A 19,240-nucleotide genomic window follows, 5' to 3' on the forward strand; every position below is an offset into this window, starting at 1 on the left:
CGTCCAGCTGCTTGTTGCTCTTGTTCAGCTCCACCAGCTGCTCGAAGCTGCTGGAGCCCGCGCTGCCACCGGCCTTCTGCGCGGCCCGCACCGACTTGGCCAGCGCATAGAACTCGGCCGTGTAGCGGTGGATGTCCAGCGGGTTCGCCACCACCCGGCGCACGGCGCGGCGCGACTGCCGCTCCACCTCGGCCACCCAGTCGTCGATGAAGGGCTCGGCCGTGGCCACCACCACCTCCTGCGCCGTCACCTGCACGGGCAGCACCTTGTGGCGCTCGGCATAGCTCGCGCTCATGGCGTCGGCCACGCGGCCCACGTCCACCTTCAGCGGGTCGATGCGCAGGTAGGCCAGGCCGCTGCGGCCCGCGACGTACTGCGTCAGCATCTCCACGTCGAGCGGCTTGCCGTCGGACTGGCGGGCTATCGCCACGTTGGCCAGGCGCACCAGCGGGTGCTGCTGGCTCTCAGCCTGGGCGCAGCGCGCGATGGTGCGGTCGGCCTCTTCGTCGCTGATGACGCCGTCGGCGCGCAGCCATTGCACGACGCGGCGCCAGTCCAGCGGACCGGCGGACGGGGCGGACGGGGACGCTGCGGGCGCGGAGCCGGAAGGCGGCAGCCCAGAAGGCGCAGGGGTGGGGTTCATGGGTCAGCGGGCCTGTGCGCGGTGTCGGTGGCGGCGCCCGGTCATGCGACCGGCTTGAACACGCGCAGCCATTTGGCGGCGGGCAGGTCCCAGCGGGCCTGCACGGCCTCGGCGCGGTCCATCAGCTCGGCCCGCTTGAACGCCCGGGGCGTGCGCAGGGCCAGCACGATGGTGTTGCCCTCGCGGGTCGGCTTGAAGGCCCAGAGGGCGTCGGGCCCGAAGGCTTCGACCATCTTGGCGAGGCTGCGGTCGTAGCTGGAGGCGCGGCCGAACAGGTTGACGGTCATCACGCCGTCGTCGGTCAGGAGGGCGCGGCAGTCGGCATAGAACTCGGCGCTGTCGAGCACCGGGGCGGCGGCGTCGTGGTCGTACAGGTCCACCGCCAGCGCATCGACCGTGCCCAGCCACTCGGGCTTGCGGATCTCCTGGGCGGCATCGGCCAGCACCACGCGCAGCTTGGGGCCATCGGCCGGCAGCTTGAACCAGCTGCGGCACACGGCGACGACCTGCGGGTTGAGCTCGATGGCGGTGCTGCACATGCGCAGCTTCTTGTGGCAGAACTTGGTGATGGCGCCGGCCCCCAGGCCCAGCTGCATGGCGTGGCGCTTGCCCACGCCCGCAGGCTCCATGAAGAGCAGCCAGGCCATCATCCGCTGCACGTATTCCAGCTCGATCTCGAACGGCTCAGCCACGCGCATGGAGCCCTGGATCCAGGGCGTGCCCAGGTGCAGGTGGCGCACCTCGCCGTCGTCGGAGACGCTCACCTCCGGCAGCGCGGGCGCCCAGGCGGCGCGTTTGCGGGGGGCGGGGGCGGCTGCATCGGCAGCGGTGGGCGAAGTCGTCTTGGTCGTCAAAATGGTGATACCTGTCGATAGGGAGCCAGGGCGTCGGCCCAGGCCTGGCATTTGCGCTCGAAGCTCCACGCCGCGTGGGCCGGGCTGGTGGAGGGCAGCCGCAGCGACGCGATGGTGCCCGGGGCTCCTGCCCCGCCCTGCTCCAGGCTGGCCCGCACCGCGCGGGCGTGGCGAAAGCTTTCCCCCCCATTGTGGGCGATGGCGGCCAGGGCGGGCAGCGCGGCGCGCAGGCCGGCGAAGTCGTTTACCCGGGCGTGGCGGATGTCGGCGTCCAGGCTGCCCTCGCGCTCGCAGGCCGCATAGACGTCCCAGAGGCCCAGCCCGCGCGCCAGCAGCCAGGCGCAGCGGCCGGCGTAGTCCCCGGGGCCGGGCGGCGGATGCTGCGGCCACAGCGCCTGCAGGATGCGCCAGAACTGGTTCTGCGGATGGCCGTAGTACTGGCCGGCGCGCAGCGAGGCAGCCCCGGGGAAGCTGCCGAGGATGAGCACCCGCGTGCCGCCGCGCACCACGGGCGGCAGGCCGCGCAGCAGGGGCGCGGCGGGTGGGGAAGGCGCGGCGGGGTCGATGGGCATGAGGAGGCGGGCGTGGAACGCTTGATATTATTTTTATAGCTAGATGCCAAGGTGGATCAAGCGCGGGAGGCCTGAAACACTCCAGATTCGCGGCGTGATGCCGGGCTCAGGTACCAGCCCCGGCCCCAACCTCGGCCCCGACCTCGGCATCCGGCAGCAGCGCCGCCAGGCGGGGCAGCGCGGCGCAGGCGTTGGCGCGGGTGGCCCGGGCCAGGGCCTGAACGGGCATGCCGCGCAGCCCGGCGATGACCTCGGCGATGCGGGGCAGCTCGCCCGGCGTGTTGCGCGCGGCGGGCTGGCCGGCGGCACGCTGGGCGGCGGTCACATAGAGCCAGTGCGGCGGAATGTCGGGCGCGTCGGTCTCCAGCACCAGCGATTCGAGCGGCAGCTGCGCCGCCAGCCGCCGCAACTGCAGTGCCCGGTCGTAGGTCACCGCACCGCCGAAGCCGAGCTTGAACCCCAGGCCGATGAAAGCCTGCGCCTGCTGCAGGCTGCCGTTGAACGCATGGGCGATGCCGCCCGCGACGGGCACGTCGCGCAGGCCCTTGAGCACCTTGTCCACCGAGCGGCGCGTGTGCAGGATGACCGGCAGCCCCGCCTGCCGCGCCAGCCCGAGCTGGGCGCGGAAGAACCGCTCCTGCCGGTCCGCATCCAGTCCCGGCACGAAGTAGTCGAGCCCGACCTCGCCGATGGCGACCAGGCGCGGGTCGTCCCGGTGGGCCTGCACCTGCTGCTCCAGCACCGCCAGGTCACCGTCCCCCGCGCGGCCGGTGAAGAGCGGGTGGATGCCCAGCGCATAGCTGTCGCCGTGGCGGTGGGCCAGGGTGCGCACCGCATCCAGGTTGGCGCGCTCCACCGCCGGCAGCACGCAATGGGCGACCCCGGCGCGGGCCGCATCGGCGCGCACGCCGTCCAGGTGGTCGATGCCGGCATGGGCCTCGAATTCGTCCAGGTGGCAATGGGTGTCGATCCAGATCGTCATGCGGCCGATGATGCCGCAGCGCCACGGCCGGGGCGTAGGAGATTCCGCCTGGCGCGCGCGGGCTCCGGTTCCGTGCTACCGTGGTTCGGGCCACCCGCCCCGCCCTTCCGCCACGCCCTGTTCCGCCTGCCAGAGAGGTGCCCGCATGCCCCGGCCCGCCCGCTACAGCCCGTCACGCCGCCCTGCCGCTGGCGCCGCCCTGCCGCCGGACGGCCCGCCGGCGTCCGCCCCGGAGGCCCCACCCGCCGGCCCGCCACCCTCCGCGGCCGCGCCGGCCACCCGCCGCAGCCGCACCGAAGCCGCGCTCTGGTCCGCCGTGCTCGTGCTCGCGGCCCTGCTGGCCGCCGCGCTCTGGGCGGGCCGGCAGGCCCCGCCCCAGCGGCTGACGCAGGACGACATCGACGCCGCCGTGCTGCACACCCTGCAGACCCGCACCCTGCCCTCGCCCACCGCCCGCGCGGCAGCCGCCGTGGCGCCGTCGGTGGTGCGCGTGGTGGGCTTTGCGCGCACCAAGAAGGGCAAGGAGGTGGAGCGCGGCGTGGGCAGCGGCGTGGTCATCGTGGACCGGGGCGTGATCCTCACCAACCTGCACGTCGTGCAGGGCATGCACCGGGTGCAGGTGACCTTCGCCGACGGCACCGAGTCGCCTGCCCGCGTCACCGGCATCCAGCCGCAGAACGACCTGGCGGTGCTGCAGGCCCAGCAGGTGCCCGACGACCTGCAGGCCGCGCCCCTGCGGTCCACCCAGAACCTGCGCCCCGGCGACCCGGTGGTGGCGCTGGGCTTTCCGTTCGGCATCGGCCCGTCGGTGTCGGCGGGCGTGGTCTCGGGGCTGGAGCGGGAGTTCGACTCGCCCGAGAGCGGCCAGGAAATGCGCAACCTGATCCAGTTCGACGCGGCCGCCAACCCCGGCAATTCCGGCGGGCCGCTGGTCACCATGGATGGCGAGGTGGTGGGCATCGTCACCGCCATCCTCAACCCCACTTCCGCACGCACCTTCATCGGCATCGGCTTCGCGGTGCCCATCGAGAACGCCGCCTCCGCCGTCGGCATGCCGCCCTTCTGATCGCCGCGCCCCATCGAGGACCCAGCCCATGACCCAGCCTCCCGCCGCCGAATTCGCCCCCGTCGCACCGACGCACGCCCACGCCGCCACGCTGATGGAGCAGATCCTCTACGAGGTCAAGCGCGTCGTGGTGGGGCAGGACCGCTTCCTGGAACGCGTGATGGTCGCCATGCTGGCGGGCGGCCACCTGCTGGTGGAGGGCGTGCCCGGCCTGGCCAAGACGCTGACGGTGAAAACGCTGGCCGGCGCCGTGCAGGGCGGCTTCAAGCGCATCCAGTTCACGCCCGACCTGGTGCCGGCCGACCTGGTGGGCACGCGCATGTACCACCAGCGCACGGGCGAATTCGCCACCGTGCTGGGCCCCGTCTTCACCCACCTGCTGCTGGCCGACGAGATCAACCGCGCGCCGGCCAAGGTGCAGAGCGCGCTGCTGGAGGTGATGCAGGAGCGGCAGGTGACCATCGCCGGCGAGACGCACCCCCTGCCCGCCCCGTTCCTGGTGATGGCCACGCAGAACCCGATCGAGACAGAGGGCACCTACCAGCTGCCCGAGGCGCAGGTGGACCGCTTCATGATGAAGGTGCGGGTGGACTACCCCAGCGAGGAAGAAGAATTCGTCATCGCCCAGCGGGCCCTGCAGCCCGCCGTGGCCGTGGCGGCGGTGGCAAGCACCCAGCAGCTGGCGGCGCTGCAGGCCGACTGCCGGCGGGTCTATGTGGACCCGGCCCTGCTGCAGTACGCCGTGCGGCTGGTGGCCGCCACGCGGGAGCCGGCGCGCCACGGCCTGCCGGAGCTGGCCGGCCGCATCGCCACCGGCGCCAGCCCCCGCGCCACCATCGCCCTGGCCGAAGGCGCGCAGGCGCTGGCCCTGCTGCGCGGCCGCGGCTACGCCCTGCCGCAGGACATGGCCGAGCTCGCGCCCGACGTGCTGCGCCACCGCGTGGCCCTGTCGTACGAAGCGCTGTCGGACGGACAGGACGCCGAGGCGCTCATCGCCCGCATCCTGGCGCGCGTGGCCGCGCCGGCCCGGCCGCCGCACCAGTGGGCCGAGAACGCCGCCGACCCCCTGGAGCCGCTCCGTGCCTGACGCCGCAGCGCCCGCCCTGCCCGCGCCCGGCGCGGCCGAGCGCCTGCTGCAGCGCCTGGAATGGACCGTGCTGCGCCGCCTGGACGGCCTGCTGCAGGGCGACCACCGCACGCTGCTGCGCGGCGCCGGCGTCGACCTGGCCGACCTGCGCGCCTACCAGTCGCACGACGACGTGCGCCACATCGACTGGAACGTCACCGCGCGGCTGGACGAGCCGCACGTGCGCGTCTTCGCCGAAGACCGCGAGATGGCCGCGTGGTTCCTGGTCGACCTGAGCCCCTCGGTGGACTTCGGCCCGCCGGGCCACACCAAGCGCGACGTGGCGGCCGGCTTCGTCGCCGTGCTGGCGCGGCTGCTGACGCGGCACGGCAACCGGGTGGGCGCGGTGCTGCACCATGGCCGGGGGGCCGCCACCGCCGACACGGTGCTGCCGGCCCGCGCTAGCCGGGCGCATGTGCTGCACCTGCTGCACCGGCTGATCGCACCGCCGGGCGCCCCCCTCATCGCCCCGTTGACCGCCCCGCTCATCGCCCCGCCACCCGCTGCCGGGCGCGCCGCGCCGCCGCCCGGCGCCACCGAGCTGCACCGCCTGCTGCGCTCCGCCCAGGGCGTGCTGCGCCGGCGCGGCACGGTGTTCGTCGTCTCCGATTTCTTCAGCACGCCGGGCTGGGAGAAACCGCTGGGCCAGCTGGCGCAGCGGCACGACGTGGTCGCCGTGCGCCTGTGGGACCCGCTCGAGCGCGCCCTGCCCGACGTGGGCCCGGTGCTGCTGCGCGACCCCGAGACCGGCGAGACGCTGCAGGTGGACACGCGCGAGCGCGGCTTGCGCGACCGCTTCGCCCGCCTGGCCGACGAGCGCGAGGCGCAGCTGCGCGCCAGCCTGGCACGGGCCGGCGCGGACACGCTGGAGCTGTCGACCGGCGACGACCTGGTGGACGCGCTGGTGCGCTTCATGGAGCTGCGCGGCCACCGGCCCCGGGCCCTGCGCGCCACCCCGGCCTGGTCACGGCAGGCCGCCCCCACCGCCGCCCCCACCAGCGCTCGGGCCGGCTGACACGCCCGCCGCCCCGAGCCACCCGCCACGCAGGAGTCGCCCACCATGGTCTTTCTCTGGCCCACCTTCCTCTGGCTGCTGCTGGTGCTGCCGCTGCTGGTGCTGCTCTACGTGGCGGTGCTGCGCCGGCGCCGCGCCGCCGCCATCCACTACCCCGCGCTGGGCCTGGTGCGGGCGGCTCTGGGCACCGGCCCGCGCTGGCGCCGGCATGTGCCGCCCGCGCTGTTCCTGCTGGGGCTGGCGGCCCTGCTGCTGGCCGGGGCGCGGCCGCTCGCGGTCATCAGCCTGCCCTCGCAGCAGCAGACCGTCATGCTGGCCATCGACGTGTCGGGCAGCATGCGCGCGACCGACGTGCAGCCCGACAGGATGACCGCCGCGCAGAACGCCGCCAAGGCCTTCATCGCCGACCTGCCGCGCCACGTGCGGGTGGGCATCGTCGCCTTCGCGGGCAGCGCGCAGCTCTCTCAGCTGCCCACGCAGAGCCACGAGGACCTGACCCAGGCCATCGACAGCTTCCAGTTGCAGCGCGGCACGGCCACCGGCAACGGCATCCTGCTGTCGCTGGCCACGCTGTTCCCGGACGCGGGTATCGACATCTCCGCCCTGGGCGGCCGGCAGGCCATGCCGGCGCGTCCGGCCCAGCCCATCGACGAGGCCGGGCGCGCGGCCGGCACGCAGCAAGGCAGGCCGTTCACGCCGGTGGCACCAGGCTCCTACAACTCGGCCGCCATCATCATGCTGACCGACGGCCAGCGCACCACCGGCGTGGACCCGCTGGAAGCCGCCCAGTGGGCCGCCGACCGGGGCGTGCGCGTGTACACCGTGGGCGTGGGCACGGTGGAGGGCGAAACCATCGGCTTCGAGGGCTGGTCGATGCGGGTGCGGCTGGACGAGGCCACGCTCAAGGCCATCGCCCAGCGCACCCAGGGCGAATACTTCCACGCTGCCACCGCCGAGGACCTGAAGAAGGTGTACGAGACGCTCAGCTCGCGCCTGACGGTGGAGAAGAAGGAAACCGAAATCTCCGCCCTGCTGGCCCTGGCCGGGGCGGCGCTGATGGTGCTGGCGGCGGCGCTGTCGCTGTGGTGGTTCGGGCGGGTGCTGTAGGCCACCCATTTCGGGTCTTTTCGGCCCCCGGCGCTTGATGCACCTACGCATGCAGCTATGGTTTTGGTAGCAGACACCGGAATCTGGCAAAGAAACCCCGTATTGATAACCAGTTGCATTTAGAATGCGACCTTCCTCTCTGGTCGCGCCCCGCTTTCGCCATGCGCCGATAGCCTGAGCCTCGGGGCCTTCGCCCCGGCCCGACAGCCAGCCACAGCGGCGGCAGCGACCAGACCGGCACCGGCTTGCGCGGTGCCGGCCTCTTCCGTTGCCGCCGCCTTCCCCGCTTCCCGCCTGCCATGACCGCCAGCCCACCTCGCCACGCCGCCGACGGCGCGCCCCGCCCGCGCCTTCGGCCGTTCCTTGCCCTGGGCGACGCCGCCCGCTACCGCTGGGCCGTCGCGTCGCGCGCGTTCGCCGCCATCGCGGGCGGCTACGTCCTGTCCGCGCTCTGCTCGACGGCCCTGGGGCTGTGGCTGCCGCTGGCGCGGGCCGAGGCGGTCATCACCGGCACGCTGGCGTCGTTCGCCATCTATGCCGGCGCGGTGATGTGGGTGTTCGCCGCCCGCAGCGCCGGGCGGGCCTGGGCCGGGCTGGCCGTGCCGGCGGCGGTGCTGTGCGCGGTGCTCTGGCTGGTGCTGCGCGGCGCGGCGCCGGCCGTGGGGGCAGCATCATGAAGGAAGGTTTCCGCCAGTCGATGGCCTGGCTGCACACCTGGTCGGGGCTGCTGGTGGGCTGGGTGCTGTTCATGGTGTTCGCCACCGGCACCTCGGCCTATTTCCGCGACGAGATCAGCCACTGGATGAAGCCCGAGCTGCACGGCGCGCCCGCAGCGTCGCAGGTGGCTCCCGCCCAGGCCGCCGGCCAGGCCGTGCGCTTCCTGGAGCGCGAAGCCGCCGGCAGCCCGCGCTGGAACATCGGCCTGCCCAGCGACCGCGAATCCGACGTGCGGGTGACCTGGACCCGGCCGCAGCCGCCCGGCGCCCCGCGCCAGCGCCTGCTGGCCGTGCCGCTGGACCCGGCCACCGGCGAGCGGCTGGCCGCGCCGCGCGCCACCCGGGGCGGCGACTTCTTCTACCGCATGCACTTCGACCTGCACTACATGCCGGCGCTCTGGGCGCGGTGGATCGTGGGGTTCTGCGCCATGTTCATGCTGGTGGCGATCGTGAGCGGCATCGTCACGCACCGGCGCATCTTCAGCGACTTCTTCACCTTCCGGCCCCGCAAGGGCCAGCGCTCCTGGCTGGACGCGCACAACGCCACCGCCGTGCTGGCGCTGCCCTATCACCTGATGATCACCTACACGGGCCTGGTCACGCTGATGTTCATGTACATGCCCTGGGCCGCGCAGACCGCCTACCAGGGCGACCAGAAGACCTTCTTCGCCGAGGCCTTCCCGAACGCCGCCGGCAGCGCGCCGCAGAAGGCCGCCGGCCGGCCGGCCGCGCTGGTGCCGCTGGGCCCGCTGGTGGAGCAGGCGCAGGCGCGCTGGCAGGGCGCGGCCGCCTCGCGCGCGGTGGTCACCTTCCCGGGCGACGCGAACGCCGCCGTGACCGTCTACCGCGACGGGCAGGCGAGCCTGTCGTCCAACCAGGCGTCGGTGGTGTTCAATGGCACCACCGGCCAGCTGCTGGAAACGCGGGGCGAGGCCGTGCCGCCCGCGTCGGAAACGCGCGGGGTCTTCGTCGGCCTGCACGTGGGGCACTTCGCCGGGCCGGTGCTGCGCTGGCTGTTCTTCCTCTCAGGTCTGGCCGGCTGCGTGATGGTGGCCACGGGCCTGCTGATGTGGGCGGTGAAGGAGCGGCAGAAATACGCCAAGGCACTGGCCAAGGGCGGCCGCATCGGCTTCGGCCTGCGGCTGGTGGACGGGCTCAATCTGGGCGCCATCGCCGGCCTGCCGCTGGCGATGGCCTCGTTCTTCTGGGCCAACCGGCTGATCCCGGTGGCCACGCCGGACCGGCCGGCCGCCGAGATCGCCGCGTTCTTCACCGTCTGGGGCGTGGCGACGGTCGCCGGCATCGCCTGGCCGGCGCGCCGCATGTGGCAGGTGCAACTGGCCCTGGGCGGCCTGCTGTTCGCCCTGGTGCCGGTGATGAACCCGCTGACCGGCGGCGCCGGCCTGGTGGCAGCCGCCACGGCCGGCCACTGGAGCCTGGTGGGTTTCGACGCCACCTGCCTGCTGCTGGGAGTGGCCCTGCTCGCCAGCGCCTGGTGGCTGGGCCGCCGCAAGCCGGCCGCCCGCGCCGGCACGGCGCCGCGCCCCGCACGGGCCGGCCAGCCAGCGCAGCCCGCTGCCCCCGCGCCCCAGTCCCACCCTCACCCCGCCGGCGAGCCTGGCCTGTCGCCCGCCCGCCACAGCCTGGCGGCCGCCGCGGCGGAGGGCTCGTCGCCATGAGCGCCATCCATCTCACGCTGGCGCTCTCGTCCTGTGTCGCCGCCTTTTCCGCGCTGGGCCTGGCGATGGACCGCCACTACGAAGACAGCTACGGCCGGGGCAAGACCCCCAGCGCCGGCCTGCGCCGGGCGTTGCGGCTGGTGGGCACGGGTGGCCTGCTGCTGTCGCTCTGGGCCTGCCTGGCGGCGGCCGGCAACGCGCAGGGCTGGGTGTTCTGGTTCGGGGTGATGACGCTGTCGGCCCTCTGCGTCGTGCTGTTGTTGAGCTATGCGCCTGGGGGGGTGACGCGGGTATTGCAAGGGGGGGCGGTGTTGGCGGTGTTGTGTGTGGGTTGGGCAGTGGTCGGATGACGGCCACTTTTTTTGCTTTCTCTTCCTGAAGGAGGGCCTTTGGGCTCAGCTTGTCGACGCCGGGGCGAATTCCCGGCCCCGGGAAGCAACCACCCAGCACGTGGCAGCACCGCCCCGACTCCGGCAAGGCTTCGACAAGCAAAGCCCGAACGCCCAAGGGAGAAGACGAGTCAGTACAGACAAAAAAAACCGCCCCGAAAGGCGGCACTGCACCAGCGACCGGAATTTACAGCGGCATCGCCACGTTCACATAGCACTGCTGCCCCGCATTCACCACCAGACCCGCCACGCACCGCGGCGAGCCCTCCGTGGGCCGCAGCATTCCAGTCCCGGTAAGCCCCACGGAGATGATCTTCTGCGCCACGCCGGTGGTATTGAGCACGCCGATCTCGCCATCTCCGAGCCAAGTGGCCGTGCCTCCCGCAGCGTTGCTCAGGGTAAAGGCAGGCACGGCCATCGCGGGCCGGGCGGTCCACTGCGTCCCCGCCAACGAGGCGGCGGCCACGATCGCCAGCGACAGCAGGCGGCCACCCGTGCCACGGCGCAGCGCGCGGATGGCTGCGAAGACCATCACGGCAGCCAGCGCGATCAGGCCCCACTCCGACAGGGTGGGCACCGCCGTGGGGCTGCCCGCGGCGGCAGGCGCATAGACGATGGTGGTCGTCGGTGGGACAAATTGCGCCAGCGACACGGAGGCAGCGTAAGGACCAGCAGAGGGCCGACGGCTTGAAGGCGTGAACGAAAGGTGGTCATGACGAACGGATGGAGGGGTGGATTTGCATCAAATTGTAGCCTTGCATGGATATCGACTCCACCGGGTCCATTGTTTTTAACGATCATTCAGTCGCGGTTGCGCGTTCCCAACCTGGGGTTCTGGTTCCAACGTCCTACATTGCACTGGCCACCTTGATCCCAGCATCGTGGGTCATCCAAGGACCGACATGGCACAGCACGACTTGAATCCGGATGTGGACTGGCGGCAGATCGACGTCAGCGAGCCCCACGAGATCCGTTACTGGACCCAGACGTTCGACTGCACCGAAAGCCAGTTGCGCGACAGCGTGGGCACGGTGGGGCCGTCGGCGGAGCGGGTGCGGCTGCATCTGCGCGGCCCGGTGGTCCGGCGGCTGGAATGCACGGGCGGGCTGCAGGCCATCACCTGCCAGCTGGCCCCGAAGCCGGGCGGCATGCCGGCCGCCCCGGCACCCGCCCGCGCCTGAAGCCCGAGGCATTTGCCCGGGCCACGGCAATGGACTGTTTGCTCTAATTTCGATAGCGCGACGCCCTTTATAGACGGGCGCTGCAGGCGGTTTCTAATTCAAGATTCCAGAGTTCATCCGCACCACGCGGTCGCAGCGCGCGGCCAGCTGCTCGTCGTGCGTGACCATCACGAACGCCGTGCCCTGCTCGCGCGCCAGGCGCAGCATGAGCTGGAAGACGCCGTCGGCGGTGCTGCGGTCCAGGTTGCCGGTGGGCTCGTCGGCCAGCACGCAGGCCGGCCGGGTCACCAGGGCGCGGGCGATGGCCACGCGCTGGCGCTCGCCGCCCGACAGCTCGGCCGGGCGGTGCAAGGCGCGCTCGCCCAGGCCCACGGCGGCCAGCGTCTGCAGGGCCTGGTCCAGGCAGTCGGCATACGGCAGGCGGCGGATGCGCAGCGGCATGGCCACGTTGTCCTGCGCGCTGAATTCGGGCAGCAGGTGGTGGAACTGGTAGATGAAGCCCAAGTGCTGGTTGCGCAGTTGGCCCTGCCGCTGGGCCGACAGCGTGTGCAGCGCCTGGCCCTTCAAGTGCACGGTGCCGGCCGTGGGCGCGTCGAGCCCGCCCAGCAGGTGCAGCAGCGTGCTCTTGCCCGAACCGGACGCGCCCACGATGGCCAGCGTCTCGCCGGCCCGCACGTCCAGATCGACGCCCTTGAGCACGGTCACGTCCAGCCGGCCTTCGGTGAAGCGCTTGGTCAGGCCCCGCGCCTGCAGAACCACGTTGGTAGGGGTGTCACTCATAGCGCAGCGCCTCGGCGGGGTTGACGCGGCTGGCGCGCCAGCTGGGATACAGGGTGGCGACGAACGCCAGGATGAGCGAGATGACGCCGATCGGCACGATGTCGCTGGACTGCGGCTCGCTGGGCATCTTGCTGATGAGGTAGATGTCCTTGGGCAGGAAGTTGGCGTGCAGCGCGCTTTCGATCGCCGGCACGATCACATCAATGTTGAACGCGATGCCCAGGCCCAGCAGCAGCCCGGCCAGCGTGCCGATCACGCCCACCATGGCGCCCTGCACGACGAAGATGCCCATGATGCTCTGGGGGCTGGCGCCCAGCGTGCGCAGGATGGCGATGTCGGCGCGCTTGTCGGTCACCGTCATCACCAGGGTCGAGACGAGGTTGAACGCCGCCACCGCCACGATCAGCGTGAGGATGATGAACATCATGCGTTTTTCCAGCTGCACGGCGGCGAACCAGGTGCGGTTCTGCTGCGTCCAGTCGCGGATGAGCAAGTCGCCCGAGAGCGAGCGCGCCAACTGCTGCGCCACCTCGGGCGCGGCGTGCAGGTCCTTGAGCTTCAGGCGGATGCCGGTGGGGCCTTCCAGGCGGAAGATGCGCTCGGCATCCGCGTGGTGCAGCAGCACCAGGGCGGAGTCGTATTCGTAGTGGCCGGAATTGAAGGTGCCGGCCACCGTCATCTGCTTGAGGCGGGGCACCACGCCCGCCGGCGTGACCTGGCCGCCCGGGGCGATCAGCGTCACCGCGTCGCCCACCCGAACGCCCAGGGACCGGGCGAGTTCGGAGCCTAGCACCACGCGGAATTCACCCGGCACCAGGGCCTTGAGCGCCTCCACGTTGGCGGCCGCCAGGTCGGTGACCTCGCCCTCGCGGGCCGGGTCGATGCCGCGCACCAGGGCGCCCTTCATGTCTTCTCCCCGCGCCAGCAGCGCCTGGGCGGCCACGAAGGGCGCGGCGCCCACCACGTTGGGATTGGCCCGCGCCTCGGCCAGCGTGCGCGCCATGTCGGGCAGCGCGGCGCCCTGCGGGGCGAATATCTCGATGTGCGAGACCACGCTCAGCATGCGGTCGCGCACCTCTTTCTGAAAACCGTTCATCACGCTCAGCACGATGATGAGCGCGGCCACGCCGAGGGCGATGCCCAGCATGGAGACGCCGGAGATGAACGAGATGAAGCCGTTGCGCCGCGTGGCGCGGCCGGCCCGGGTGTAGCGCCAGCCCAGGGCCAGTTCGTAGGGGATTTGCATGAATGTGAAGAGGCCCGGCGCCGCGCGGGAATTGGCGGCCACCAGGCGGCGCCGATTGTGGCATCCCCGAGAATAGGGCGATGTCGGACGCCAACCATTTGCTGATTCCCTTCGCCGCCAGCACCGCCGACGGGTGCCGCCACGCCCTGCAGGGCCTGGCCCTTCCCCACCTGGACCGGCTGCTCGGCCGCCTGGCCCCCTCGCCCGCGCTGGATGCCGGCGAGGACACCGATTTTTCTCCGCCCCACGAGCGCGCCCTGGCCCGGCACCTGGGCCTGCCGGCGGGCGCCGGCGGCACCACGCCCTGGGCTGCCTGGCACCAGCGGGTGGCCGGCGACGACGGCGCGCCGGGCACGGCGGCCGCTTTCGCGTTCATCAGCCCCTGCCAGTGGCACGTCACGGTCGACCGCGTGACCCTGGTGGAGCCGGCCGCGCTGGCGCTGGACGAAGCCGCATCGCGCCAGTTGCTGGGCATCCTTGCGCCCTGGTTCGCGGAGGACGGCATCACGCTAGCCTATGACCAGCCCACGCGCTGGCGGGCGCAGGGCGCGGTGTTCGATGGGCTGGCCACCGCCTCGCTCGACCGCGTGGTACAGCGCGACGTGCGCCCCTGGATGCCCGATGCCGCCCAGGCCCGCGTGCTGCACCGCCTGCACAGCGAGATGCAGATGCTGCTCTACACCCACCCCTTCAACGACGAGCGCGCCGCCCGCGGCCTGCCGCCGGTGAACGCCTTCTGGGTGCACGGCGCAGGCCGGCTGGACACCCGCCCCGCCCCGGTGCCGCCACCGGAGATGCCGCTCGCCCTGCGCGACGCCGCCCTGCGCGAGGACTGGCGCGCCTGGGCCGCCGCCTGGGCCGAGATCGACGCCGGCCCCGTGGCCCGCCTGGCCGACCACGTGGCGGCGGGCGGCATCGCCCGGCTCACGCTGTGCGGCGAGCGCAGCGCCCTCGCCTGGCACACCGCACCACGCGGCTTCTGGAAGAAAATCAAGAGCCTTTTGAGCCCGCAGCGCTTTGCGGACGTGCGCGACCAGCTATGAAAATAGTAGCGAGAGACATTCCCCCCCGCGCCGCCTGGGCGCTGGAGCAAGCCGGCGTGCACCCGCTGCTGGCGCGCCTCTATGCCGCGCGCGGCATCCGCCTGCATGACGAGCTGGACGACGCCCTGAAGCGCCTGCTGCCGCCCGAGACCCTGCTGGGCGCCCGCGAGGCCGCCCTACTGCTGGCCGACGCCATCGCCGCCGACCGCCGCATCGTCGTGGTGGCCGACTACGACTGCGACGGCGCCACCGCCTGCGCCGTGGCCGTGCGCGGCCTCAGGCTGTTGGGTGGGCGGCAGGTCGACTACCTGGTGCCCGACCGCGTGGCCGACGGCTATGGCCTCACACCCACCATCGCCCGGCGCGTGCACGAACGGGGCGCCGACCTGCTGGTCACCGTGGACAACGGCATCGCCAGCGTGGACGGCGTGGCCGAGGCCCGGGCGCTGGGGCTCTCGGTGCTCATCACCGACCACCACCTGCCCGGCCCCGCCCTGCCCGTGGCCGACGCCATGGTCAACCCCAACCAGCCGGGCTGCGTGTTCGAGAGCAAGTCCATCGCCGGTGTGGGCGTGATGTTCTACGTGCTGATGGCGCTGCGCACCGAACTGCGCGGGCGCGGCGTGTTCGACGCCGCCAGCCAGCCCCGGCTGGAGCCGCTCCTGCCGCTCGTCGCCCTGGGCACCGTCGCCGACGTGGTGCGCCTCGACAGCAACAACCGGCGCCTGGTAGCGCAAGGCCTCAAGCGCATCCGCGCCGGCCAGATGCAGCCCGGCATCGCCGCGCTCTTCACCGCCGCCGGCCGCAAGGCCGAGGTGGCCACCACCTTCGACTTCGGCTTCGCCCTGGGCCCGCGCATCAACGCCGCCGGCCGGCTGGCCGACATGACGCTGGGCATCGAGTGCCTGCTGACCGAGGACACCGGCCGAGCGGCCGAACTGGCCCGCACCCTGGACGCCATCAACCGGGAGCGCCGGGACATCGAGGGCGGCATGCGCGAGCAGGCCCTGGTGATGGCCGAAAACCTGTTCGGCGATGCCGACACACCGCCGCCCGCCATCAGCGTGTTCGACCCGGACTTCCACGAAGGCGTGGTCGGCATCGTCGCCAGCCGCATCAAGGACAAGCTGCACCGCCCCACCTTCGTCTTCGCGGCCAGCGCGGCGCCCGGCAAGGGCCACGAGATCAAGGGCTCCGGCCGCTCGATCCCGGGCTTTCACCTGCGCGACGCGCTGGACCTGGTCGCCAAGCGGCACCCGGGCGTGCTGCTGAAGTTCGGCGGCCATGCGATGGCGGCCGGCTGCACGGTAGCGCGGGAGCATTTCGAGAGCTTCGAGCGCGCCTTCGCGCAGGTGGCCGAGGAATGGCTGGACGCCGCCACGCTGACCCGCCGGCTCGACACCGACGGCCCGCTGGCGCCCGAATACTGCCGCGCCGACATCGTGGACACGCTGCACCGCGAGGTCTGGGGCCAGGGCTTCGCGCCGCCCACCTTCAGCGAAGAGGTGGAAGTCGTCAGCCAGCGGCTGGTGGGCGAGGGCAAGAACCACCTGTCGCTCAAGCTGATGCACCAGGGCACGCCCATCGACGGGATCTGGTTCGGCCACACCGACCAGTTGCCGTCCCGCGTGCTGCTGGCCTTCCGGCTGGACGTGAACGAGTGGAAGGGCGAGCGGCGCGTGCAGTTCCTGGTGGAAGGCGCGCAGCTCTGATCGAAATGGGGGCGATATAGGCCTCCAGCGCCCGTAAATCAAGCGCCTCTAGCTATTGTTTCAATAGCAACGCATGATGGGCGCCGCGCCAGGCCGGCGCACTGCGCCCCGGCCTCGCCCCAACCGTCAGAACGTTTCCCAGTCGTCGTCCGAACCGGGCGCCTGGCGGCCCGCCTTGGGCGCCGGAGCGGGCGCCGCGCTCAGGCGGGGCGCGGGCGTGCTGGCCGCCGCCTTCGATGGCGCGGGCGCGGGCCTGGCGGCCGGCGGAGCCGCCGCCTTGCCGGGTGCGGGCGCCTTCGGGGCGGCGCTGGCGGGCAGGGCCTTGGCTGCGGGGCTGGCGCTGGCGGGCGGCAGCGTGGCGGGCGCCGCTGCCGACACCTTCGGCGGCGGGCTCACGCGGGCGGCAGCCGTGGCGGCCGCCAGAGGCCGGGTTGCCACGGCCGCGGGGGCGGCCACCGCCGTACCCACGTTGAATACCGACACCACCTCCGCCAGCCGCTGCGCCTGGTCGCGCATGGCCGTGGCGGCGGCGCTGGATTGCTCCACCAGTGCGGCGTTCTGCTGGGTCATCTGGTCGAGGTTGGCCATGGCCTGGTTGACCTGGGAGATGCCATCGCGCTGCTCGGTGGACGAGGCGGTGATCTCGCCGATCAGGTCGGCCACGCGCTGCACGCTGCCGACGATCTCCTCCATCGTGTGCCCGGCCTGCGCCACCTGCTGCGAGCCGGACTCCACGTTGCGCACCGAGGTGTCGATCAGCTGCTTGATCTCCTTGGCGGCCTCGGCCGAGCGCTGCGCCAGGCTGCGCACTTCCGACGCCACCACGGCGAAGCCCCGTCCCTGCTCGCCGGCCCGCGCGGCTTCGACGGCCGCGTTCAGCGCCAGGATGTTGGTCTGGAAGGCGATGCCGTCGATCACGCCGATGATGTCGCTGATCTTGCGCGAGCTGTCGGTGATCTGCTGCATGCTGCCCACCACCTGCCCGACCACCTCGCCGCCCCGGCCCGCCACCTGCGCGGCGGTGCTGGCCAGCTGGTTTGCCTGGCGGGCGGTGTCGGCGGACTGGCCGACGGTGGAGGTCAGCTCTTCCATGCTGGCGGCGGTTTCCTCCAGGTTGGCCGCGGTCTGTTCGGTGCGGGCCGACAGGTCCTGGTTGCCGGTGGCGATCTCGTGCGACGCGGTGGACACCGATTCGACACCCGAGCGCACCTGCGCCACCACGCCGCGCAGCCGCGCCGCCATGGCCGAGAGCGAGCGCAGGAGGTGGCCGAGTTCGTCGCGCCGGTCGTCGTGCGCTTCCACGGTGAGGTCGCCCTGCGCGATCGCGTCGGCCATCCCCACCGCCCGCGCCAGCGGCCGCGTGATGGAGCGCACCACCGCGTGCGCCAGCGCCATGCCGACCAGCGTGACGACCAGGGCTAGCGCCATCCCCACCCACTGGGCCTGCGCACGCTGGCGGCGGCCCTCGGCATAGGCGGCCTCGCGCTGGGCCTCCTGCTGTTCGATGAACACCTCTTGCGAGCGGATGTAGCGCGCCACCGCGGGCAGGAGTTGCTCGTCCACCTGGCGGCGCGTGGCCTCGACGTCGGCGCGGCCTTCCTGCGCCTGGCCGGTGATCTTCAGCACCGCGCTGCGCTCGGCGGCGATGCGTTCGAGCTGGGCCTTGTCCTCGGGCAGGGTGGCCTGCGCGACGATCGACTTCTGCAGCTCGGTGATCGCCGCGATATCGGTCTTGACCAGGGCGCTCATGCGCGCCGCCAGGGCCTGGTCGATGGACACGGCGGACACGATCACCCGCTCCACCGCCAGCTGCGTCATGCCCTTCCAGCGCAAGGCCATGCCGATGCGCCCGTCGGCGGCCTGCACGCGGGCGCTGGTCTGGTCGTCCACCCGTTCGGTGTAGTGGAGCAGGGCGAACAGCAGCACCAGCATGCTGCCCAGCAGGGCCAGAAGGATCAGCCACAGCTTGCGGCCCACGGAGAGATGGAGGAATGACATGGCGATGGACAGAAGGAACGAATCAGGCCCGGCCCGGGGTGGCATGCGCGGCGGTTGCGCGGCCTGCGGCGGCGCCTTGGTGAAGAGCAGCGGCCCCAAGCGGTTTGCAATCGCTTACATTCTCGGCGCCTTCTGCCGGCGGGTTCATGGGGGTTTTCCACATCGCAGGCCGCGGCGTGGAAACGGACAGGGTTTTCATGCGAATCTGATGGCTATTCACCACACCGGCGGCGCGAAAAGGCGGGCGTCCTAGAATGAAAGAGTGTCCATCCTTCTCAACGCCGACCTCCACTGCCACTCCGTGGTCTCCGACGGCACGCTCACGCCCGAGGCCCTGGCGGCCCGTGCGCACGCCAACGGCGTGGAGCTGTGGGCGCTGACCGACCATGACGAGATCGGCGGCCAGCACCGCGCCGCCGCGGCTGCGCGGGCGCTGGGCATGGCCTACCTGACCGGCACCGAAATCTCGGTGACCTTCGCCGGCACGACGGTGCACATCGTCGGCCTGGGCTTCGACCCCGACGACGAGCAACTGGCGAGCGGGCTGGCGGCCACGCGCGGCGGGCGCGGGGAACGCGCGCAGGAGATGTCGCGCCAGCTGGCCCAGGTCGGCATTCGTGACGCCTACGAGGGCGCGCTGAAATACGTGGGCAATCCGGAACTGATCTCGCGCACCCACTTCGCCCGCTTCCTGGTGGAAACGGGCGTGTGCCGCGACACGCCGGAGGTCTTCCGCAAGTACCTCACCGAGGGCAAGCCCGGCTACGTGCCGCACCGCTGGGCAGCGCTGGGCGACGCCGTGCGCTGGGTGACGGAGGCCGGGGGCATGGCGGTCATCGCCCATCCGGCCCGCTACAAGTTCACCGCCAACGAGGAATACGCGCTCTTCTCCGAATTCAAGCAGCACGGCGGCCGGGGGGTTGAGGTGGTCACCGGCAGCCATTCGCCCGCCGAATACGTCACCTATGCGGCCATGGCGCAGGAATTCGGCCTGGCCGCCTCGCGGGGCAGCGACTTCCACAGCCCCGAGGAATCCCACACCGATCTGGGCGCGCTGCCCGGCCTGCCGGGTCAGCTCACGCCCGTCTGGGAACTGCTGGCGGACCGGATCCGGCCGGCCGCCTGAAAGCC

At 72.3% G+C, this 19,240-nt stretch carries 19 protein-coding genes; 11 read left to right on the plus strand and 8 right to left on the minus strand.

The genetic code is table 11. The features are described from left to right. The 4 genes from ABWV53_RS18735 to ABWV53_RS18750 form a co-directional block, all read right to left on the minus strand. On the minus strand, window positions 1-643 hold a 643-nt coding region (locus tag ABWV53_RS18735), incomplete at its 3' end, for a GspE/PulE/PilB domain-containing protein (RefSeq protein ID WP_502903936.1). A 41-nt stretch (window positions 644-684) separates the two neighbouring features. Further along, window positions 685-1,497, minus strand: coding sequence for a class I SAM-dependent methyltransferase (locus ABWV53_RS18740; RefSeq protein ID WP_502903937.1), 813 nt, complete (start codon window positions 1,495-1,497; stop codon window positions 685-687). Then, entirely contained in the window at window positions 1,494-2,069 is a 576-nt protein-coding gene (locus ABWV53_RS18745) for a DNA-deoxyinosine glycosylase (protein WP_353367659.1), read from the minus strand. The genes ABWV53_RS18740 and ABWV53_RS18745 overlap by 4 nt, the downstream gene beginning before the upstream one ends. Window positions 2,070-2,175: 106 nt before the next feature. After that, window positions 2,176-3,051, minus strand: coding sequence for a TatD family hydrolase (locus ABWV53_RS18750; RefSeq protein WP_353367660.1), 876 nt, complete (start codon window positions 3,049-3,051; stop codon window positions 2,176-2,178). 145 nt (window positions 3,052-3,196) lie between these two features. On the opposite strand from ABWV53_RS18750, the gene ABWV53_RS18755 reads away from it, so the two are divergent. The 7 genes from ABWV53_RS18755 to ABWV53_RS18785 all read left to right on the plus strand — a co-directional run bounded on the left by ABWV53_RS18755 (window position 3,197) and on the right by ABWV53_RS18785 (window position 10,110). Continuing rightward, a complete protein-coding gene (locus ABWV53_RS18755; protein WP_353367661.1) occupies window positions 3,197-4,117 on the plus strand; it encodes a S1C family serine protease in 921 nt (306 codons plus the stop codon). A 28-nt stretch (window positions 4,118-4,145) separates the two neighbouring features. Next, a complete protein-coding gene (locus ABWV53_RS18760; RefSeq protein ID WP_353367662.1) occupies window positions 4,146-5,204 on the plus strand; it encodes an AAA family ATPase in 1,059 nt (352 codons plus the stop codon). Continuing rightward, window positions 5,197-6,258, plus strand: a complete 1,062-nt coding sequence (locus tag ABWV53_RS18765) for a DUF58 domain-containing protein (protein WP_353367663.1) — start codon at window positions 5,197-5,199, stop codon at window positions 6,256-6,258. Before ABWV53_RS18760 ends, ABWV53_RS18765 begins: the two co-directional genes overlap by 8 nt. Before the next feature lie 45 nt (window positions 6,259-6,303). Next, window positions 6,304-7,365 (plus strand): VWA domain-containing protein, encoded by a 1,062-nt coding sequence (locus ABWV53_RS18770; protein ID WP_353367664.1) that lies wholly within the window; start codon window positions 6,304-6,306, stop codon window positions 7,363-7,365. A gap of 299 nt (window positions 7,366-7,664) precedes the next feature. Further along, the gene (locus tag ABWV53_RS18775; RefSeq protein ID WP_502903938.1) at window positions 7,665-8,042 is read left to right on the plus strand and encodes a DUF3649 domain-containing protein; all 378 of its coding nucleotides are present in this window, start codon (window positions 7,665-7,667) and stop codon (window positions 8,040-8,042) included. Continuing rightward, on the plus strand, window positions 8,039-9,760 hold the full coding sequence (locus tag ABWV53_RS18780; RefSeq protein WP_353367665.1) for a PepSY-associated TM helix domain-containing protein: 1,722 nt from the start codon (window positions 8,039-8,041) through the stop codon (window positions 9,758-9,760). Before ABWV53_RS18775 ends, ABWV53_RS18780 begins: the two co-directional genes overlap by 4 nt. Further along, on the plus strand, window positions 9,757-10,110 hold the full coding sequence (locus ABWV53_RS18785) for a DUF3325 domain-containing protein (protein ID WP_353367666.1): 354 nt from the start codon (window positions 9,757-9,759) through the stop codon (window positions 10,108-10,110). The genes ABWV53_RS18780 and ABWV53_RS18785 overlap by 4 nt, the downstream gene beginning before the upstream one ends. A gap of 226 nt (window positions 10,111-10,336) precedes the next feature. On the opposite strand, the gene ABWV53_RS18790 is transcribed toward ABWV53_RS18785, so the two are convergent. Further along, on the minus strand, window positions 10,337-10,801 hold the full coding sequence (locus ABWV53_RS18790) for a midcut-by-XrtH protein (protein WP_353367667.1): 465 nt from the start codon (window positions 10,799-10,801) through the stop codon (window positions 10,337-10,339). Between the two features lie 250 nt (window positions 10,802-11,051). Here ABWV53_RS18790 and ABWV53_RS18795 point away from each other — a divergent pair, with 250 nt between their 5' ends. Further along, window positions 11,052-11,330, plus strand: coding sequence for a DUF3606 domain-containing protein (locus tag ABWV53_RS18795; RefSeq protein ID WP_353367668.1), 279 nt, complete (start codon window positions 11,052-11,054; stop codon window positions 11,328-11,330). Window positions 11,331-11,423: 93 nt separating this feature from the next. On the opposite strand, the gene lolD is transcribed toward ABWV53_RS18795, so the two are convergent. Next, entirely contained in the window at window positions 11,424-12,110 is a 687-nt protein-coding gene (gene lolD / locus ABWV53_RS18800; protein ID WP_353367669.1) for a lipoprotein-releasing ABC transporter ATP-binding protein LolD, read from the minus strand. Continuing rightward, the gene (locus ABWV53_RS18805; RefSeq protein WP_353367670.1) at window positions 12,103-13,356 is read right to left on the minus strand and encodes a lipoprotein-releasing ABC transporter permease subunit; all 1,254 of its coding nucleotides are present in this window, start codon (window positions 13,354-13,356) and stop codon (window positions 12,103-12,105) included. The genes lolD and ABWV53_RS18805 overlap by 8 nt, the downstream gene beginning before the upstream one ends. An 80-nt stretch (window positions 13,357-13,436) precedes the next feature. Between ABWV53_RS18805 and ABWV53_RS18810 the strand changes: the two genes are divergently transcribed. Together ABWV53_RS18810 and recJ are read left to right on the plus strand one after the other, a co-directional pair. Continuing rightward, complete coding sequence (locus ABWV53_RS18810) at window positions 13,437-14,399, plus strand: phosphoglycerate mutase (protein ID WP_353367671.1); 963 nt, start codon at window positions 13,437-13,439, stop codon at window positions 14,397-14,399. Further along, window positions 14,396-16,111, plus strand: a complete 1,716-nt coding sequence (gene recJ / locus ABWV53_RS18815) for a single-stranded-DNA-specific exonuclease RecJ (protein ID WP_353367672.1) — start codon at window positions 14,396-14,398, stop codon at window positions 16,109-16,111. The genes ABWV53_RS18810 and recJ overlap by 4 nt, the downstream gene beginning before the upstream one ends. A 126-nt stretch (window positions 16,112-16,237) precedes the next feature. Here the strand turns inward: recJ and ABWV53_RS18820 are convergent, their stop codons facing one another. Continuing rightward, window positions 16,238-18,109 (minus strand): methyl-accepting chemotaxis protein, encoded by a 1,872-nt coding sequence (locus ABWV53_RS18820; protein WP_353367673.1) that lies wholly within the window; start codon window positions 18,107-18,109, stop codon window positions 16,238-16,240. A gap of 262 nt (window positions 18,110-18,371) precedes the next feature. Here ABWV53_RS18820 and ABWV53_RS18825 point away from each other — a divergent pair, with 262 nt between their 5' ends. Continuing rightward, window positions 18,372-19,235, plus strand: coding sequence for a 3',5'-nucleoside bisphosphate phosphatase (locus tag ABWV53_RS18825; RefSeq protein ID WP_353367674.1), 864 nt, complete (start codon window positions 18,372-18,374; stop codon window positions 19,233-19,235). Window positions 19,236-19,240: the final 5 nt, after the last annotated feature.

Source organism: Acidovorax sp. FG27, assembly GCF_040365715.1.
In the GTDB taxonomy this organism is placed as follows: Bacteria; Pseudomonadota; Gammaproteobacteria; order Burkholderiales; family Burkholderiaceae_C; genus Paracidovorax.

What these genes read in the sequence shown, in the direction of transcription:
- ABWV53_RS18750 (WP_353367660.1), bottom strand. Translation starts at nt 3,051, where the DNA reads ATGACGATCTGGATCGACACCCATTGCCACCTGGACGAATTCGAGGCC.
- ABWV53_RS18805 (WP_353367670.1), bottom strand. Translation starts at nt 13,356, where the DNA reads ATGCAAATCCCCTACGAACTGGCCCTGGGCTGGCGCTACACCCGGGCC.
- ABWV53_RS18780 (WP_353367665.1), top strand. Translation starts at nt 8,039, where the DNA reads ATGAAGGAAGGTTTCCGCCAGTCGATGGCCTGGCTGCACACCTGGTCG.
- ABWV53_RS18810 (WP_353367671.1), top strand. Translation starts at nt 13,437, where the DNA reads ATGTCGGACGCCAACCATTTGCTGATTCCCTTCGCCGCCAGCACCGCC.
- recJ (WP_353367672.1), top strand. Translation starts at nt 14,396, where the DNA reads ATGAAAATAGTAGCGAGAGACATTCCCCCCCGCGCCGCCTGGGCGCTG.
- ABWV53_RS18770 (WP_353367664.1), top strand. Translation starts at nt 6,304, where the DNA reads ATGGTCTTTCTCTGGCCCACCTTCCTCTGGCTGCTGCTGGTGCTGCCG.
- ABWV53_RS18820 (WP_353367673.1), bottom strand. Translation starts at nt 18,109, where the DNA reads ATGTCATTCCTCCATCTCTCCGTGGGCCGCAAGCTGTGGCTGATCCTT.
- ABWV53_RS18795 (WP_353367668.1), top strand. Translation starts at nt 11,052, where the DNA reads ATGGCACAGCACGACTTGAATCCGGATGTGGACTGGCGGCAGATCGAC.
- ABWV53_RS18745 (WP_353367659.1), bottom strand. Translation starts at nt 2,069, where the DNA reads ATGCCCATCGACCCCGCCGCGCCTTCCCCACCCGCCGCGCCCCTGCTG.
- lolD (WP_353367669.1), bottom strand. Translation starts at nt 12,110, where the DNA reads ATGAGTGACACCCCTACCAACGTGGTTCTGCAGGCGCGGGGCCTGACC.
- ABWV53_RS18785 (WP_353367666.1), top strand. Translation starts at nt 9,757, where the DNA reads ATGAGCGCCATCCATCTCACGCTGGCGCTCTCGTCCTGTGTCGCCGCC.
- ABWV53_RS18775 (WP_502903938.1), top strand. Translation starts at nt 7,665, where the DNA reads ATGACCGCCAGCCCACCTCGCCACGCCGCCGACGGCGCGCCCCGCCCG.
- ABWV53_RS18755 (WP_353367661.1), top strand. Translation starts at nt 3,197, where the DNA reads ATGCCCCGGCCCGCCCGCTACAGCCCGTCACGCCGCCCTGCCGCTGGC.
- ABWV53_RS18760 (WP_353367662.1), top strand. Translation starts at nt 4,146, where the DNA reads ATGACCCAGCCTCCCGCCGCCGAATTCGCCCCCGTCGCACCGACGCAC.